The following is a 16,587-nucleotide window of genomic DNA, read 5'->3' as shown; positions in this document are numbered from 1 at the left end:
TGACAAGATTGTACACCTTTGTGGTACAAGGTTGTACAATCTTGTCAAGCAAAAATGTACAATCTAATCTATTTCAATTTTTATTTCCTATCTTTGCTAAAAAAGCGAAGATAAGCTGCACCTTGGCATAAAAAATGAACGAGTTCATTTTATTCTACTCTCGGTTTGCATTATCTTTGCAAAAAAAAAATAGAGGTATCAGTCTTACAATCCTCATGATGAAAAAAATAAAAATAATATTGATATTGTTCTTTCTGTGCCTGGCTACAAATGGCAAAGGAACACCGGATAATAACGCGGATTCCATTCGTCTTAGTTTGCTGACATGTGCTCCCGGAGAAGAGATCTATTCTTACTTCGGACATACTGCCATCCGCTATGAAGAGCCATCCAAAGGCATTGATTGGGTATTCAATTACGGAATATTCAACTTCGGCGCACCCAATTTTATTTTTCGTTTTGCACTGGGACAGACAGATTACATTCTCGGAGGAATGAATTATGACCGGTTCGCAGCCGAATATATCTTCGATGAACGTAGTGTATGGCAACAAACACTCAACCTGACTCCGGAAGAAAAACAAAAACTCCTTGCGCTACTGATAGAAAACAGCCGACCGGAAAACCGGGTGTACCGGTATAACTTTTTCTACGATAACTGTGCTACCCGCCCACGGGATAAAATAGAAGAAAGTATACAGGGAAAAGTGATTTACAACTATCCGGAGAAAGACGGCACGAAATCATTCCGCGACATTGTACACCAATATACCAACGGGCATCCATGGGCACAATTCGGTATTGACTTTTGCATCGGAAGCGAAGCAGACCGCCCCATAACAAGCCGACAGATGGTATTTGCTCCGTTTTATCTGAAAAATGCACTTGCAACAGCAAAAATCACGAATAATGGGAACGAAAGGCCACTGGTGGCAGATACAGAACTAATTATCAATTGTGAAGACGAAAATTCATCACCTGCCCCAATAAGTATCGCGGATATATTTACCCCAATGAGATCGGCGCTGCTTTTGTTTATTATTGTAGCAGGTACCAGTATCTATGGTATCCGAAAGAAAAGAGGACTTTGGGGAATTGATCTCATATTGTTTGGCATAGCAGGCATTGCCGGTTGTATTATTGCATTCCTCGCTCTGTTTTCAGAACATCCTGCTGTCAGTTCCAATTACCTGCTTTTTGTATTCCATCCGGGAGAGCTTATCTTTCTGCCAATCATTGTAAATGCTGCCAGAAAAGGACGAAAATGTTGGTACCATATGCTAAACTGCATTGTTTTAACACTTTTTATACTGCTTTTTCCGGTAATACCGCAAAGAATTGATTTAGCTGTCGTACCTTTGGCACTCAGTTTGTTGATACGTTCAGCAAGCAATCTTATTTTGACTTATAAAAAAACGAAATGAAAGGATTACTGACTTCCATACTTACTGTACTTACCATTACCGGGCTACAGGCTCAACCGCTACCTGCTACTCCAAAACTGGTGGTAGGCCTGACCATTGATCAGTTGCGTACAGACTATTTGGAAGCTTTCTCCTCCCTATATGGCGAAAAAGGATTCAAAAGACTCTGGAAAGAAGGAAAAGTATTTCGTAATGCGGAATATAACTTCAGCAAAGTAGACCGCGCCTCGGCTATAGCTGCCATTTATACCGGAACAACGCCTTCTATGAACGGAATTACCGCCAATCAATGGTTGGATATTTCGACACTACGCCCTATTAACTGTGTGGACGATCCGGCATTTATGGGAAACTATACAGACGAGAGCAGTTCTCCCGCCCTATTGCTCACTTCCACTATCGCCGATGAACTTAAAATAGCTACACGCAACAAAGGGCTGGTATACGCTATTGCCCCTTTCCGTGATGCTGCCATATTTGCAGCAGGACATACCGGAAACGGTGCTTTCTGGCTGAATACCAATACCGGAAAATGGTGTAGTACCACTTATTATACAGAATTTCCCTGGTGGGTTAGCCAATATAATGATCGTCAGGCTGTTGATTTCCGTATCGGAGATATGACATGGACACCGGTTCATCCCATGGAGAAATATATTTACCTGCCGGAATGGAGAGATACTCCTTTCAAATATAAATTTGATGATGACCGGAGAAATAAGTTCCGCAGACTGATAGCCAGTCCGTTCGTTAATGACGAGGTAAATTTACTGACCGAAGAGTTACTGGATAAGAGTAACATAGGAAAAGATGAAGTACCGGACATGCTTTCGCTGATGTATTACGCCGGCAATTATGCCCATAAAACCTCACAGGAGTGTGCTATGGAATTGCAGGATACATACGTAAGACTGGACCGCAGTATTGCTCACCTGCTAGATGTGATCGACAAAAAAATAGGACTTCAAAATGTACTTTTCTGCATTACTTCTACCGGATACGTAGACACAGAATCGGCCGATCACGGACTTTACCGCATTCCCGGAGGAGAATTCCACCTGAATCGTTGCGCAGCTCTGCTGAATATGTTTTTGATGGCTACTTACGGTGAAGGACAATATGTAGAAGCTTATTATGACCAGCAAATATATCTCAACCACAAGCTGATAGAGAAAAAGCAACTCGATCTTTCTGAAATACAGAATAAAGCAGCCGACTTCCTGATGCAATTTAGTGGCGTAAACGAAGCATATTCGGCACAACGCCTGCTGTTAGGCTCATGGACACCGGAAATAGACCTGATACGCAACGGATTTCACCGCAAACGTTCGGGAGACTTGCTCATTGAAGTGCTGCCGGGATGGACAATTGTCAATGAATCCAATCCGACGGAAAACAGAATAATTCGTAGCGCGCATATCCCGGTACCACTTGTGTTTTTTGGAAACTCGGTAAAACCGGAGATAATAAACACACCTGTAAGTGTGGGCCATATCGCCCCAACACTGGCTCATACCATGAGGATACGGGCTCCCAATGCCTGCTCTTCAACACCACTTACCATACGGTAAAAACACACTTTTTTCAACTTAAGTAAATAATAATAAATATAATACACAAATGGGATTTAATGAATTTTTGAGCTCGATTTTCGGAAACAAATCCACACGAGACATGAAAGAAATTCAACCTTGGGTAGACAAAATCAAAGCCGCTTACCCTGAGGTTGAAAAATTGGATAATGATGGACTTCGTGCCAAAACACAAGAACTGAAACAATACATCTACAACTCTGCTACCCAGGAACGTGCCAAAGTGGAAGAACTGAAAGCAAGTATTGAATCAATAGAACTGGAAGATCGCGAAGAGGTATTTGCTCAGATTGATAAACTCGAAAAAGAAATACTCGAAATATACGAAAAAGCACTGGAAGAAGTACTCCCGGTAGCTTTCTCTATCGTAAAAGACACAGCCAGACGTTTCACCGAAAACGAAGAAATTGTGGTAACTGCCACAGATTTTGACCGTACACTGGCTGCAACCAAAGATTTCGTACGCATCGAAGGTGACAAAGCGATCTATCAGAATCACTGGAATGCCGGTGGGAATGATACGATATGGAATATGATCCATTATGATGTACAGCTTTTTGGTGGTGTAGTACTTCATAAAGGAAAAATTGCCGAAATGGCAACAGGTGAAGGTAAAACCCTGGTGGCTACCCTGCCTGTATTCCTCAATGCACTGACAGGCAACGGTGTACATGTAGTAACAGTGAATGACTATCTGGCAAAACGTGACTCCGAATGGATGGGACCGCTTTATATGTTCCATGGATTAAGCGTTGATTGTATCGACCGTCATCAACCAAACTCAGATGCACGCCGTCAGGCTTATCTGGCTGATATCACTTTCGGTACAAATAATGAATTTGGTTTCGACTACCTGCGCGACAATATGGCTATCAGTCCCAAAGACCTTGTACAACGCCAACACAACTATGCTATTGTCGATGAGGTAGACTCGGTATTGATTGATGATGCGCGTACTCCGTTGATTATCTCTGGTCCTGTTCCTAAAGGCGAAGACCAACTTTTCGAATCTCTTTGCCCACTGGTAGAACGTCTTGTAGAAGCCCAGAAAGTACTGGCAACCAAATACCTGACAGATGCAAAGAAATTAATCGCATCAGACGATAAGAAAGAGGTAGAAGAAGGGTTCCTCGCTCTCTTCCGTAGTCATAAGGCATTGCCTAAAAACAAAGCATTGATCAAGTTCCTGAGTGAACAGGGTATCAAAGCCGGTATGCTGAAAACAGAAGAGATCTATATGGAACAGAACAATAAACGTATGCATGAGGCTACTGACCCACTGTATTTCGTTATTGATGAAAAGATGAACAGCGTAGACCTGACGGACAAAGGTGTTGACCTGATCACGGGTAATTCTGACGATCCGACTCTGTTTGTATTGCCGGATATCGCAGCACAGCTCTCTGAACTGGAAAATGAGAAGGATCTGAGCGACGAGCAAAAATTGGAAAAGAAAGATGCCCTGATGACTAACTACGCCATCAAATCGGAACGTGTACACACCATCAATCAGCTGCTGAAAGCATATACCATGTTTGAGAAAGACGACGAATACGTTGTAATTGACGGACAGGTGAAGATTGTTGACGAACAGACGGGCCGTATCATGGAAGGCCGCCGTTATTCAGACGGACTCCACCAGGCAATCGAAGCTAAAGAGCGTGTTAAGGTAGAAGCTGCCACACAAACTTTTGCTACTATCACATTGCAGAACTACTTCCGTATGTATCACAAGCTATCGGGTATGACCGGTACTGCCGAAACAGAAGCAGGTGAACTTTGGGACATCTACAAACTCGATGTAGTAGTAATCCCCACCAACCGTCCTATTGCCCGTAAAGATATGAACGACCGCGTTTATAAAACAAAACGTGAAAAGTATAAAGCCGTTATTGAGGAAATAGAACAACTGGTCAATGCCGGCCGCCCGGTACTGGTAGGTACTACTTCGGTAGAAATCTCCGAAATGCTGAGCAAGATGTTGACTATGCGTAAAATCGAACATAACGTATTGAATGCGAAGTTACACCAGCGGGAAGCTGACATTGTGGCAAAAGCCGGTTTGCAAGGTACAGTGACTATTGCTACCAATATGGCAGGTCGTGGTACCGACATCAAACTGAGTCCGGAAGTTAAGGCTGCCGGCGGTTTGGCTATCATTGGTACGGAACGCCACGAATCCCGTCGTGTAGACCGCCAGTTGCGTGGTCGTGCCGGACGTCAGGGTGACCCGGGTTCTTCTGTATTCTTCGTTTCACTGGAAGACGATTTGATGCGTCTCTTCTCTTCCGACCGTATCGCCGGTGTTATGGATAGATTAGGATTCCAGGAAGGAGAAATGATCGAACATAAGATGATTTCAAATTCCATTGAACGTGCACAGAAGAAAGTGGAAGAAAACAATTTCGGTATCCGTAAACGTTTGCTGGAATATGATGACGTAATGAACAAGCAACGTACGGTTGTCTATACGAAACGTCGCCATGCACTGATGGGCGAACGCATCGGTATGGACATTGTAAACATGATCTGGGACCGTTGTGCAGCCGCCATTGAAAACAATGCGGAATATGAAAACTGTAAGTTCGACCTTCTTCAGACATTAGCTATGGATGCTCCTTTCACAGAAGAGGAATTCCGCAGTGAGAAGAAAGAAAAGCTGGCTGAAAGAACTTTTGATGAAGCAATGGCTAACTTCAAGCGTAAAAGTGAACGTCTGGCACAAATAGCAAATCCTGTAATCAAACAGGTATATGAGAATCAGGGACATATGTACGAAAACATTCTGATCCCTATCACGGACGGAAAACGTATGTACAACATCTCCTGTAATCTGAAAGCCGCTTACGAAAGTGAATCTAAAGAGGTAGTGAAATCATTCGAGAAATCTATCCTGCTTCATGTAATTGACGAAGCATGGAAAGAAAATCTTCGTGAACTGGATGAATTGAAACATTCAGTACAAAATGCAAGCTACGAACAGAAAGACCCGTTGTTGATCTATAAACTGGAATCAGTGAACTTGTTTGATACCATGGTAAACAAGATCAATAACCAGACCGTATCTATCCTGATGCGCGGACAAATCCCGGTACAGGAAGCTCCCGAACAGGCACAACGTGTAGAGGTGCGTGAAGCAGCTCCCGAACGGCGCCAGGATTTGAGTAAATATCGCGAACAGAAACAAGACCTGAACGATCCGAATCAACAAGCTGCTGCACAGCAGGATACCCGCGAAGCTGTAAAACGCGAACCCGTACGTGCAGAAAAGACAGTAGGACGTAACGATCCGTGTCCTTGTGGTAGCGGTAAGAAATACAAAAACTGTCACGGAAGGGCGTAAGAATCAGTAGTTAGAATTCAGTAGTTAGTAGTTAGAATCTATGCAGTATGGAAGCGTTGCCATGCCGAAAGGATTCTGACTACTAACTACTGACTACTAACTACTGACTACTAACTACTGACTACTAACTACTGACTACTAACTACTGACTACTAACTACTGACTACTAACTACTGAATATTATGGCAAAATACTCATTCACGCTATTGTTACTCTTCTGTCTGGCATTCAGTTCATGCCAGACCATAGAGCAAATCCCTATCGAATATATGATGCCTGCGGAAATAAACTTTCCTCCCGAACTGCGCCGGGTCGCGATTGTCAATAATACCAGTAGCGTGCCTGACAATAAATGGATAGAATCGGACAGATCACGGAAAGACGATGAGATAGCCCGTGCCGTTGCTTACAACAATGGAGATGCCAAAATAGCAGCCGAATCATTGGCTGAAGCCATAGCAAACGAAAACTATTTTGATGAAGTTATCATTTGTGACTCTGCTCTGCGTGCCAATGACAAATTTGCGCGCGAAGAAACACTCACTCAGGAGGAAGTAAAGGAACTGACAGAAAATCTGGATGTTGACTTTCTGATCTCACTGGAAAATCTTCAGTTAAAAGCAACCAAAACCATTCGTTATATTCCGGACTGGAGCTGTTATTATGGCAGTGTAGATGTAAAAGTGTACCCAACGCTTAGGATTTATATTCCCAAGCGTAAAAATCCCATGCTTACCATCGCTCCTAATGACAGTATTTTCTGGGAAGAATTTGGTAACACAAGTTCATATGTACAGACACACCTCATCAAAGATTCTCAGATACAGCAAGAAGCCTCGGAGTTTGCCGGAACAATTCCTGTAAAACACCTCCTACCCTATTGGACATCGGCTACACGCAATCTCTACAACAATGGTTCCGTAAATATGCGTGATGCTGCCGTATACGTCCGTGAAAACTCATGGGACAAAGCCTTCAAACTTTGGGAACAATCTTTCAATACTGCCAAAAGTGATAAAAAGAAAATGCAGTCTGCATACAATATTGCTGTTTACTACGAAATAAAAGACGAACTGGAACAGGCCGAAACATGGGCACTAAAAGCCCAGGAACTGGCTCATAAAATAGATAAAATTGATCAGAGAAATAAGGACAACGTAGACATATCCGAAATACCGAATTACGTAATGACCAGTCTTTATGTGGTAGAGTTACAGAAACGGACAGCCGGATTGTCATCATTAAATATGCAAATGAACCGATTTAATGATGATTTTTAATCAAAACATAGGCAGAATTGCATTTTTTTTATACCTTTGATCTAAATAAAAGGAGGAAAACCAATGAAACTGAGTCAACAATCACAATCTGTAATCGAATCGGCTATACGAAAAGCAGTCGCAAAGTTTACTTGCGGTTGCGAACAAACAATCGTTACAGATATTCACATACAACCCAATCAGAATTCCGGCGAACTATTCATCTTCGATGACGAAGACGATGAACTGGTCAATGTGACCATCGACGAATGGTCAGCATATGAAAGTGATGATTTTTATGAGAATGCCGAACGTGTTCTTCGACCGATCCTTTGCAGGATGAAGGACGGAGGAGATTTTGATAAGCTAACGATCCTAAAACCTTACTCTTTTGTGTTAGTAGACGAAGAGAAAGAGACAGTAGCCGAATTACTTCTGGTAGATGATGACACACTGCTTGTAAATGACGAACTTTTAAAAGGTCTGGATGAAGAACTGGATAGTTTTCTGAAAGAATTACTTGAAAAATGATAAAGACTTCCTTTACCGACAGGAGAAAATTATTCTTGTCGATAAGGAAGAGTAAACCAAAATACAGAACCTTTATCCGGTATTGAGTTGACTCCTATTTCTCCACCCATTTTTTCAATTATCATTTTACAGATAGATAATCCTAATCCTGTACCCTGAATAAACGAATTGTATTTCACAAATCGCTCAAACACATGTTGACACTGTTCATCAGACATACCACACCCGGTATCAGAAACATAGAAATAAATTGTATGTTTATCTTTCAAACGATATCCCATTGTGATGATCCCGCTTTCTGTGAATTTAATAGCATTGGTCAGAAAATTGGTTATCACTTGTATCAACCTGTTCCGGTCAATATATAATACGCATTGTGGTAAGCGTTCTTCAAAAATAAGATCCACCTTTTCATTCTTAATTCTCAACCGGATACTTTGCTCTATTTCATCGAGTATCGAATTGACATCCACATACGTTTCATGAAAATCATATGTCCCGGCCTCTATTTTCGCCATATCCAGAATATCACTGATCAACTGAAGAAGTAAATTTGTATTATTCTCAATAATACCTACATACTCTTCCATCTCTTCTTTTCCCTCAACATGAGGCAACATATTAGAGAAACCCACAATGGCATTCAGAGGAGTACGAATCTCGTGACTCATATTGGCAAGGAAAGCTGATTTTAACTGATTGGCTACTTCCGCCTGCTCTTTGGCCTCTTTCAATCGGCCATATGCCTTTTTAAGAATAGAAATATAATAAATAACAGCAACCACTATTACCAAAAGAAAAATACCTGCACAAAGTAATTGTTTCTCATATTGTTCCAGAAATGGAGCTGGTTTGTTCACATAAGTCACGTCTTTCGGATAAAGAAATTCGGGGATACCATGCTCTTGCAACACCGGATAACAGAGAGTAGCAGAAGGTACGCCACCATCCATTCCGGGGATATCCCGGGGAGATTCTCCATCCAACACACGATAGATCATGGAAAGCAATGAATTTCCAAAAGATTCGGAAGATACATAATAACCGCCCGCAAACGTTTCTTTGGATAAATCTTCGGCAGCAAGCAAAAACAGAGGAGTATGAACAAAATTATGAATAATATCCTGTAAATGGTCAAAGAGATAGTTATTGTCATTCCGGTTGTGAGATTCAAACCAGGAATAATAGATAAGGCCGGTAGTACGATCATAACTACGTAGTGTATCCAACAGCATCTCGGTAGAAAGAAAAGTCGTAGAAAGCTGATGAAGCTCCTGATCCGGGAAAAAATTCGCCACAGCATTCTCTACATCCGAACAAGCCATCTTACTAATATAACGATCGTCTGAAATAAAAGCAATACGCTTCATTTCAGGCATTATCTTTTGCATTAACTCTATGGTTTCCTTAACATAATATACCTGACGCAAAAAAGTGACATTGTATCCCTTCCGCCAGACATCCGCCGAAACAGAATTGCTTGCAGTCAATGGCTCGTGAGACAAAAGTACTTCGAGCGTAGCCGGCAAATATTCACGGGAATTGGTTATAATCACAGGAACATCTTTCCATATTCCATCAAAAAGTTCCCGGCATACAATCCAACCGGGATCACCTATCATGACTATTAACTTTGGAGGAAGCGGATATTTTTCTTTCAAATGCAACAACACCGCATCCACTTCACCTTGATCTCTCAGGGCAGGCACTGACAACGACTCTGCTTTTACATCAAATCCCTTCCGCTCCAGGTCTTCACTGGCATGCCAGTACATAGCCTTTGCCCAGGGAAGATTAAAATTTATTGAATTCAAAAATAAAATCTCATCTCCATTGTTGCCATGAGCAAATATAGAAGAGCTTGTACCGCATAGCAGTAAAGCAATAAAAGACAATAATAGAGTTGTCTGTTTCATTTGTTTGTTGTTTTTATTACAAAGGCAAAGGTAAAATTTATTTTGATAAAAAAAAGAAAGGCACCCCAATATTTTGGAATGCCTTTCTACTTCTATAGAATCAGTTTATGCTTTCTTTAAAGAAGCGATACTTTCTTTCAATGAATTAATAATACTTTCGGCATCTGCCTGTTTCTTTCGTTCAATCTCAATGACTGCCGGTGGAGCATTATTTACAAACTTCTCGTTACTAAGTTTCTTCAACACACCTTGCAGGAATCCTTCTTTATGTTTCAGTTCAGCTTCCATACGAGCGATCTCTGCTTCTACGTCAATCATATTGCCAAGCGGAACAGCAAACTCAATAGTACCTACCATGAAAGAGGATGCTCCTTCTGCTTTGGCTTCCACCACTGCAATACCGGACAGATTACAAATCTTAATAATCACAGCATTAAATGCAGTAACCGGATTTTCACCTATCACCTGCAACTCAAGTGCTTCTTTCTGAGCAATATTCTTCTGCAAACGAATCGTACGGATATTACTGATCACTTCCTTCACCACTTCAAACTGCTGAATAAATGCTTCATCAACGGTTCCATTCAACAATAAAGAATTCACCATCAGACTCTCTCCCTCCTTACGTTCGGCCATCTGTTGCCACAACTCTTCGGTAATGAAAGGCATAAACGGATGAAGCAAATGGAGCAAATTATTCAAAAATCCAATAGTAGCATCAAAAGTAACACGGTCAATAGCTTGTCCGTAAGCCGGCTTAATCATTTCCAGATACCAAGAAGAGAACTCATCCCAGAACAGCTTATAAACAGCCATAAGTGCTTCACTCAAACGATATTTACTGAACAGATCGGCAACCTCAGCAGCTACTTCATTCTGTTTGGACTCAAACCAGCGGACAGCCAACTTAGACGCTTCGGGAACTTCAGCATTATCAGCAACCTTCCATCCTTTGATCAACCGGAAAGCATTCCATATCTTGTTACAGAAATTACGTCCTTGCTCGCACAATGCATCATCAAAGAGAATGTCGTTCCCGGCAGGAGCCGCAAGCATCATACCCATACGTACCCCATCGGCACCGTATTTTTCAATTAGTTCCAATGGATCGGGTGAATTACCCAATGATTTAGACATTTTGCGTCCCAGCTTATCACGAACGATACCAGTGAAATATACATTCTTAAACGGCATCTTTCCTTCATACTCATAACCGGCCATAATCATGCGGGCTACCCAGAAGAAAATAATATCCGGACCTGTAACAAGGTCACTTGTAGGATAGTAATACTCAATCTCTTTGTTACCCGGATTATTAATACCATCAAACAATGAAATAGGCCACAACCAGGAAGAGAACCAAGTATCCAGACAATCTTCATCCTGACGGATATCGGCCAGAGTCAATGCGTTATTTCCTGTTTTTTCTTTGGCAAGTTTCAATGCTTCCTCGTCTGTAGCAGCTACCACATAGCCACCCTCAGGTAAAAAGTAAGCCGGAATACGATGTCCCCACCATAACTGACGACTGATACACCAGTCTTTTATGTTTTCCATCCAGTGCCGGTAAGTATTCTTATACTTAGGAGGATAAAATTTCAGTTCGTCATTCATTACAGGTGGCAACGCCATCTCTGCAAAGTGCTGCATCTTAAGGAACCACTGCATAGACAATTTCGGTTCAATCACTACATTGGTACGCTCTGAATAACCTACCTTATTCGTATAAGCCTCTGTCTTTTCAAGCAATCCGGCAGCTTCAAGATCTTTCTCTATCTGCTTACGAACATCAAAACGATCCATACCGATATACATACCGGCAGCTTCACTTAATGTTCCGTTATCATTGAAAATATCAATACTCGGCAAATTGTATTTTTCGCCCAACATATAGTCGTTCACATCATGTGCCGGAGTCACTTTCAGACAACCCGTACCGAATTCGATATCCACGTAATCATCTTCGATCACCGGAATAACGCGCCCTACCAACGGTACGATTACTTTTTTACCTTTCAACCAGGTGTTTTTAGGATCGGCAGGATTGATACACATAGCGGTATCACCCATAATTGTTTCCGGACGAGTAGTAGCAACCACCGCATAACGTCCTTCCGGATCTCCTTCTACTTTATAGCGCAAATAATAAAGTTTTCCATGTTCTTCTTTATAAATCACCTCTTCGTCAGAGAGGGCAGTCAATGCTTTCGGGTCCCAGTTCACCATACGAACTCCCCGGTAAATAAGTCCCTTATTATAAAGATCTACGAAAACCTTCAGTACACTTTCGCTACGTTTTTCGTCCATAGTAAATGCGGTACGATCCCAGTCACAAGATGCTCCCAGTCTACGAAGCTGTTTCAGGATAATACCACCGTGCTCTTCGGTCCATGCCCAGGCATGTTTGAGAAATTCGTCACGGGTCAGATCCGTCTTTTTGATTCCTTCCGCTGCAAGTCTGTTTACCACCTTGGCTTCAGTTGCAATAGAGGCATGATCTGTTCCCGGTACCCAACAGGCATTTTTACCTTCCATACGGGCACGGCGAACAAGAATATCCTGAATGGTATTATTAAGCATGTGTCCCATGTGTAACACACCAGTGACGTTAGGAGGAGGAATGACGATGGTGTAAGGTTCACGACCATCGGGTTTTGAACTAAATAATTTGTGATCCAACCAATACTGGTACCACTTTCCCTCCACGTCAGCGGGATTGTACTTACTTGCTAATTCCATGTTATATTTCTATATGTTTAATTTATTGCGAATAATGGATGCAAAATTAATAATTTAAATTCAAATCTTACCACTCTCCGGCTGTTTCTGTACACGGAAAGAGAGTTTATAGCCTTCGTAAAGTGCTATTCCGTAAAATAGAGCAGTAGCAGAAACTATATTTTCGGCCATTACCGAGAATACTGCTTTAAAATCTGTTTCCGCCAGTGCCTCCATATAAGATAAACTATATTCTTTAGCTACATAGCCTATAATAGAAAAGAAATCTCCTAAAATGCAACTCAACAAAGCCAGAGCTGCTCCAATGATTCCGAAAACAGGACGCACTCCCTTTCCCCTGCGCATAGCCAATCCAACAATGAAACCGATACCAATAGCCATATAGCCAATCTGATAGCCAGTGGAAACAGAAACCAATCCCCAGGCAACAGCTCCTAAAAGACAAGCCCCCGTTCCCCACAATACCGCCTTCGGAAGATTTTCTTCTGCCAGTAGCTGCTCTCTGCTCAGCACTGCAGAAAATATTTCCGGATCCGGAGTGGGTGCTATCTTTTCCAATTCTTCATCTTTTTGAAAATTTTCACAAGCATCTTCAAAGTCCGGTAATGTTCCCGTACGTTTACAGACGAGTCCGCGTCCCATCACGAAATCACGTGATACGCAATTGCGACAATAGCTTTCTATTCCCTCTGTATTAGCCATAATCAATGTGTGTGTTATTGATATATAAATTTGTTTATTAACAGAAATTTCGCAAATATAGAGGTAATTTTCTGCACGGCATTCAATTAATACATATTTTTGTCCTATAAAAGAAATTTGACTATGAAGCGAAAACAAAAGATACGCTATATCATTCTGGGAACTCTCCTGTTACTTATCTGGACCACTCAGCTTATTCCGGCGATGGGCGAAGGTTATGCCCGGTCCGTATACCCGGTTATTTCGTTTTGTCTGTCTTCGTTCTCACGTTTGTTTCCTTTTGCCATAGGCGATTTATTCATATTTCTCAGTATTACCGGTGTCATCCTCTATCCTATTTACGGACGGATAAAAAAATATCCCTGGAAAAAGATTTTATTACGTGACGGTGAATATCTTTTGTGGGTATATGTATGGTTTTACTTCGCATGGGGGCTGAATTATTCGCAAAAGAACTTTTACGAACGTACAGACATTCCTTATGTTGCCTATACCCCCGATAAATTCAAAGCATTTGTGGACGAATACATTCAACATCTGAATGATTCTTATGTCCCTGTTACAGAAATAAACAAGGATATTATCTGCCGGGAAGCAGTCAAAGGATACCGGCAAATCAGTGATACATTAGGCGTACATCGACCTCCATCTGATTCGCCCAAAGTGAAAACAATGCTATTCACTCCATTCATATCGATGGTTGGTGTGAGTGGCAGTATGGGACCTTTCTTTTGTGAATTCACGTTGAACGGCGATTTACTCCCTTCCCAGTATCCGGCAACGTATACGCATGAACTTGCCCATTTGCTGGGCATCACCAGCGAAGCCGAAGCCAACTTTTATGCATATCAGGTATGTACACGTTCGCAAGTGGAAAGTATCCGTTTCAGTGGTTATTTCTCTGTCCTGAGTCATATTCTGGGCAATGCGCGCCGACTCATGACAGAAGAAGAATACAATGAACTATTCAAACGTATCCGACCGGAAATCATTGAACTTGCCCGCTCTAATCAGGAATACTGGATGGCGAAATACAGTCCTCTGGTTGGCAGTATCCAAGACTGGATATACGACCTTTACCTCAAAGGAAACAAAATAGAAAGCGGACGCAAAAACTATTCGGAAGTAGTAGGACTCTTAATCTCATACCGGGATTACCAAACGGGAAAATAGTAAATCAACAAACAGGTAGATATATACATTATAGGTTATATGCTTAAAAGCTGTATCTTTGCCGCATGAAAAAATTAGTAATTGTAGGATGTGGACGACTTGCTGAAATCGTTGCGGATGCAGTTGTCAATGGATTATTACCCGATTATGATCTGGTAGGTGTTTATTCACGTACGGCATCAAAAGCCGAACGTATTGTAACTAAAATGCAGCAGCATGGAAAACCCTGTGCAGCCTGTGCTACTCTGGAAGAACTGCTCGGTTTGAAACCCGACTATCTGGTGGAGTCAGCTTCTCCCAGTGCCATGAAAGCGCTTGCTTTGCCTGCGTTAAAAAATGGTACTTCCATCATCACTTTGTCTATCGGTGCTTTGGCAGATACCACCTTTTATGAGGAAGTGAAGAAAACAGCCAGGGAGAATGGTACACGTGTATACCCCGTATCCGGAGCTACCGGAGGGTTTGATGTTTTAAGAACTGCTTTCCTAATGGGAAATGCTTCTGCCCGTTTCTTCAACGAGAAAGGTCCGAATGCATTGAAAGGTACGGCTGTATACGATGAAACTTTACAGACAGAACAACGTATCGTCTTTTCCGGAAATGCAACAGAAGCAATAGGTATGTTTCCAACCAAAGTCAATGTAGCAGTTGCTGCCTCACTGGCCTCTGTTGGTCCGGAGAATATGCAGGTATCCATACAATCCACCCCCGGATTCGTAGGAGATACTCAAAAGGTTGAAATAAAAAATGATCAGGTACATGCTGTAGTAGAGGTGTACAGCGCTACGTCCGATATTGCAGGGTGGTCTGTAGTGAACACCCTGATCAATATAACCTCACCCATTGTATTCTGACAGATTGGCAAGCACTTTCTTGCTCAGGCGGTCAAACGCCTGGCGAGTGCGGCCTGTTGATACCTGCATACAACGCACATGCGGATGATTGAGATACTGTGTGCCTCCCAATGCACCCACCGTATCACAAAAACAAAGATTATCTCCTTCGAGCCATTGTGCAAATGCAGGTTCATCCCATGCCGGCGACAAGCCGGTATTGAACAATATCTTTTTGTTTCCAAGCGCTTTGAATTCAGCATCATGTAATAGAACTGTATTTTTGTTGAGACAACAAAAAACTACTTCGCTCTGAGCAAGAAGCTCATTTAACGGCATAAAACGATATCCTTTGGCTGCAGCTTCCTTTTTCTCACTGCGGGCATAATAAGCAATATCAGCACCCAGAAAATTCAATGCATCTGCTATCATGCCACCGGACTTACCAAGCCCCACAACACCAACCTTCAATCCTGTAATCTCACGTGCCATACCATCCCATGGTTCCTGCCCGAATCCGTGTAAACAACGTACCAGTTCACTAATCACATATTCTACCACTCCTTCATCACCATAATCGCGGATACCCGTTACCGTAATCCCCTGTTGGTTGGCATAACGAATATCTACATTAGCACTTTCCGGAGAATAAAGTGAACAACACATGCCGATATACTTAACATTAGGGCATTTCTCCAATGCATACCGGTTTATCCGGGAAGTATAACTTAAAAGTACAGCATCGGCATCACCAATACGGGCTGCAACTTCATCATCTCCCTCCGGTATATCGGAATACATAATAACTTCATTTGCAAAAGAATGCAACGCTTCTTCTGCGGAAGGAACCAGACTCACCGGTTCTATCGCTACAAGTTTATGAAACATAGTCTTAAAATTTTAGCGGTAAAGTTAATAAAAAATAGCCTTATAAAGGCTCGTCACACCATATTCTTTGGCAGTTCCTGCATAATCCAGCCTTAAAACACAAATGAAACAAAACAAACTAAAAGAGGAATACTTTGCCTCGAATTTCTCTATCTTTGCAAGAAATTATATAGACTCTAATATTTCT

11 protein-coding genes are annotated in these 16,587 nt (G+C 41.9%); 7 read left to right on the top strand and 4 right to left on the bottom strand.

Annotated features, from left to right (window positions below):
* The first annotated feature begins 215 nt into the window (after positions 1-215).
* The 5 genes from lnb to K8P02_RS02015 all read left to right on the top strand — a co-directional run bounded on the left by lnb (position 216) and on the right by K8P02_RS02015 (position 8,149).
* Complete coding sequence (lnb, locus tag K8P02_RS02035; RefSeq protein ID WP_025866461.1) at positions 216-1,424, top strand: lipoprotein N-acyltransferase Lnb; 1,209 nt, start codon at positions 216-218, stop codon at positions 1,422-1,424.
* Positions 1,421-2,995: an alkaline phosphatase family protein gene (locus K8P02_RS02030; RefSeq protein ID WP_122200946.1), complete on the top strand. Its 1,575-nt coding sequence runs from the start codon at positions 1,421-1,423 to the stop codon at positions 2,993-2,995. Before lnb ends, K8P02_RS02030 begins: the two co-directional genes overlap by 4 nt.
* Before the next feature lie 49 nt (positions 2,996-3,044).
* Positions 3,045-6,359, top strand: a complete 3,315-nt coding sequence (secA, locus tag K8P02_RS02025; protein WP_025866462.1) for a preprotein translocase subunit SecA — start codon at positions 3,045-3,047, stop codon at positions 6,357-6,359.
* A gap of 182 nt (positions 6,360-6,541) precedes the next feature.
* Positions 6,542-7,639 carry a DUF6340 family protein gene (locus K8P02_RS02020; protein WP_007484395.1) on the top strand — a complete coding sequence of 366 codons (1,098 nt, stop codon included), beginning with the start codon at positions 6,542-6,544 and terminating at the stop codon, positions 7,637-7,639.
* 63 nt (positions 7,640-7,702) lie between these two features.
* Positions 7,703-8,149 carry a hypothetical protein gene (locus tag K8P02_RS02015; RefSeq protein ID WP_002559581.1) on the top strand — a complete coding sequence of 149 codons (447 nt, stop codon included), beginning with the start codon at positions 7,703-7,705 and terminating at the stop codon, positions 8,147-8,149.
* Positions 8,150-8,178: 29 nt separating this feature from the next.
* Here K8P02_RS02015 and K8P02_RS02010 read toward each other — a convergent pair whose 3' ends face one another.
* From K8P02_RS02010 to K8P02_RS02000, 3 genes are all read right to left on the bottom strand, one after another.
* Positions 8,179-10,065, bottom strand: a complete 1,887-nt coding sequence (locus K8P02_RS02010; protein ID WP_025866463.1) for a sensor histidine kinase — start codon at positions 10,063-10,065, stop codon at positions 8,179-8,181.
* A gap of 105 nt (positions 10,066-10,170) precedes the next feature.
* On the bottom strand, positions 10,171-12,804 hold the full coding sequence (locus tag K8P02_RS02005) for a valine--tRNA ligase (RefSeq protein ID WP_025866464.1): 2,634 nt from the start codon (positions 12,802-12,804) through the stop codon (positions 10,171-10,173).
* A gap of 60 nt (positions 12,805-12,864) precedes the next feature.
* On the bottom strand, positions 12,865-13,506 hold the full coding sequence (locus tag K8P02_RS02000) for a hypothetical protein (RefSeq protein WP_195350247.1): 642 nt from the start codon (positions 13,504-13,506) through the stop codon (positions 12,865-12,867).
* 123 nt (positions 13,507-13,629) lie between these two features.
* Here K8P02_RS02000 and K8P02_RS01995 point away from each other — a divergent pair, with 123 nt between their 5' ends.
* Both K8P02_RS01995 and K8P02_RS01990 read left to right on the top strand, forming a co-directional pair.
* The gene (locus K8P02_RS01995; RefSeq protein ID WP_025866465.1) at positions 13,630-14,679 is read left to right on the top strand and encodes a DUF3810 domain-containing protein; all 1,050 of its coding nucleotides are present in this window, start codon (positions 13,630-13,632) and stop codon (positions 14,677-14,679) included.
* Positions 14,680-14,744: 65 nt separating this feature from the next.
* On the top strand, positions 14,745-15,533 hold the full coding sequence (locus K8P02_RS01990; protein ID WP_002559576.1) for an aspartate dehydrogenase domain-containing protein: 789 nt from the start codon (positions 14,745-14,747) through the stop codon (positions 15,531-15,533).
* Here the strand turns inward: K8P02_RS01990 and K8P02_RS01985 are convergent.
* Positions 15,516-16,400 (bottom strand): NAD(P)-dependent oxidoreductase, encoded by an 885-nt coding sequence (locus K8P02_RS01985; RefSeq protein WP_007484386.1) that lies wholly within the window; start codon positions 16,398-16,400, stop codon positions 15,516-15,518. The genes K8P02_RS01990 and K8P02_RS01985 overlap by 18 nt on opposite strands.
* Positions 16,401-16,587: the final 187 nt, after the last annotated feature.

The sequence above is a fragment of the Bacteroides nordii genome (assembly GCF_019930665.1).
GTDB classification, from domain to species: domain Bacteria; phylum Bacteroidota; class Bacteroidia; order Bacteroidales; family Bacteroidaceae; genus Bacteroides; species Bacteroides nordii.
Note: the sequence above shows the minus strand (reverse complement) of the source record. Positions and strands in the feature narration are given on the sequence as shown.

Excerpts from the sequence above, each read along its gene's own strand:
- K8P02_RS01995 (WP_025866465.1), top strand. The coding sequence starts at position 13,630 with ATGAAGCGAAAACAAAAGATACGCTATATCATTCTGGGAACTCTCCTG.
- K8P02_RS02000 (WP_195350247.1), bottom strand. The coding sequence starts at position 13,506 with ATGGCTAATACAGAGGGAATAGAAAGCTATTGTCGCAATTGCGTATCA.
- K8P02_RS01990 (WP_002559576.1), top strand. The coding sequence starts at position 14,745 with ATGAAAAAATTAGTAATTGTAGGATGTGGACGACTTGCTGAAATCGTT.
- K8P02_RS01985 (WP_007484386.1), bottom strand. The coding sequence starts at position 16,400 with ATGTTTCATAAACTTGTAGCGATAGAACCGGTGAGTCTGGTTCCTTCC.
- K8P02_RS02030 (WP_122200946.1), top strand. The coding sequence starts at position 1,421 with ATGAAAGGATTACTGACTTCCATACTTACTGTACTTACCATTACCGGG.
- lnb (WP_025866461.1), top strand. The coding sequence starts at position 216 with ATGATGAAAAAAATAAAAATAATATTGATATTGTTCTTTCTGTGCCTG.
- K8P02_RS02015 (WP_002559581.1), top strand. The coding sequence starts at position 7,703 with ATGAAACTGAGTCAACAATCACAATCTGTAATCGAATCGGCTATACGA.
- secA (WP_025866462.1), top strand. The coding sequence starts at position 3,045 with ATGGGATTTAATGAATTTTTGAGCTCGATTTTCGGAAACAAATCCACA.
- K8P02_RS02020 (WP_007484395.1), top strand. The coding sequence starts at position 6,542 with ATGGCAAAATACTCATTCACGCTATTGTTACTCTTCTGTCTGGCATTC.
- K8P02_RS02005 (WP_025866464.1), bottom strand. The coding sequence starts at position 12,804 with ATGGAATTAGCAAGTAAGTACAATCCCGCTGACGTGGAGGGAAAGTGG.
- K8P02_RS02010 (WP_025866463.1), bottom strand. The coding sequence starts at position 10,065 with ATGAAACAGACAACTCTATTATTGTCTTTTATTGCTTTACTGCTATGC.